Origin of the sequence: Streptomyces sp. NPDC006655 (assembly GCF_040703965.1) — a bacterium.
Lineage (GTDB): Bacteria > Actinomycetota > Actinomycetes > Streptomycetales > Streptomycetaceae > Streptomyces.
The window spans coordinates 1-1,595 of record NZ_JBEYJU010000246.1; the positions used below are offsets into that span (position 1 = coordinate 1).

Annotated in this window: 1 protein-coding gene and 1 pseudogene; both read right to left on the minus strand. The window is 70.2% G+C overall.

Annotated features, from left to right (window positions below):
• Positions 1 to 143: 143 nt before the first annotated feature.
• Entirely contained in the window at positions 144 to 638 is a 495-nt protein-coding gene (locus AB0958_RS45080; protein ID WP_366896285.1) for an ATP-binding cassette domain-containing protein, read from the minus strand.
• Positions 639 to 655: 17 nt separating this feature from the next.
• Positions 656 to 967: pseudogene (locus AB0958_RS45085) on the minus strand (oligopeptide/dipeptide ABC transporter ATP-binding protein); the annotation flags it as partial.
• Positions 968 to 1,595 lie beyond the last annotated feature (628 nt).

Genomic DNA, 1,595 nt, shown 5'->3' on the forward strand with positions numbered 1-1,595 from the left:
TCATCGCGGCCACCGCGCTGACCACAGCCCGTACCGTGGTCACCCACGACAAGCGGGCCCACTTCGACGACCTTCCCGGGGTTCGGGTACGTCAGTTGTGACCGGCCTTGGACGATGGGCGCTGGCAGGCGGCTGAGGGTTTTTCATGCCGCCCTGGGCAGCCTCCTGGCGACCAGGGAACGCCGGGCAAGAATTTCGTTCAGGAGCATACGGCCGTGTCCTACGGCGAGCAGTCCCGCGTCGGCAAATCGTTGGTAGTTCTCAACCGTGTCTACCCGCGTGGCAGTTGTCGACGCGTCGAACACTGCGGTCATCTCGTCGCAGACCCGCCGGCGGGGGCGCAGGACGAGGGCGCGGGCGAGGCAGGCGTGTTGGAGCTGGCCGTCGCTGACTTCGTGGAGGCCTCTGCTCAGCAGGTCGAGGGTGAGGCCGACGGTGGCGGCGAGTTCGGCGACCCGCTCGGTGACGGTGTCGCGGCGGCCGGTGGCACGCAGGGGCTCGGCAGCCGGGGTCGATTTGCCGCAGCCGCTGGGCCCGAGGAGGCCGACGGCTTTGCCCGGCTCGGCCGTAAGGGAGACGTCTCGAACCACGGGGGCACGGCGATCGTATCCGGCGGTGACGGCGCGCAGTTGAAGCACGGGCGTCTCCCCGGGACGTGAGGGTGGTGGCAGGCGACGGCGCTCGTCAGGGACGGCAGCGCGGTGCACACGTCGGTGGCCCGCTCGCGGCGCGGGGCGAAGGCGCAGCCGTTGGGGATGTCACCGAGGTCCCGGGGCATCCCAGGGATGGGGGTGAAGGAGCGGTCGGGGAGGGGCTGGAGGATGCGGCGGCTGTAGGGGTGGCGCGGGCAGAGGGTGCCGAAGAAGGCGGTGCGTCGGTGAGTTCGATGATGCGGCCCGCCTAAGTGACGGCGATCCCGGTCGGCGATGCGCTCGGCCACCGCGAGGTCGTATGTGATCATCAGCAGCACGGCGGCCCCGTACCTCGGCGAGCCGGCGACGGCGAGCGTCGGCACGATGACGAACAGGCCGGGAACAAGGTCGGCCACCAGTGCGTAGTCAGCCCGAGAGCGTGCGCGTGCTTGCGGGCTACGGACGTCACCGCCAGTCCGGGGAAGCTGGTGATGACTTCCGAGTCCGGGTGGGTGAGGAACGCCTCCTCGGCGGCCCTCACGAGGACGTCGACGCTCCGACAGGTGGCGTCGAGTTGCCGGACGCGATGACGGGCCGCACGGCGGTGGACCCGTGAAGCCGACGGCAGTCGTCAGTCAAATTACCGATGACACGACGTGAGGTGAGCGGCAGCATGGGGCGTGCCGACACTTGGTCGTGCGGCGCACCGACCCCCGCTGGTCCCCTCGACGCACGACCTCCTCTGCAGGGCCGGCCGTGCCGAAGCGACGGCGGGTCGATGGTACTCGAAGGGGAGTCGGGGGAACGGGTGTGTGAGCACCGGCCCGCCGCCGGTGCTCACACACCTGCCTGCGTCGTCCTCCGGGAAGGGGGTGCCTCTATGTCCTTCGTCAAGGCACCCCCGTCGGGTTTGGGGTGATTGGGGCTTGCTGGGGTCATGCGGCGAGTGCAACGTCCGCGGGT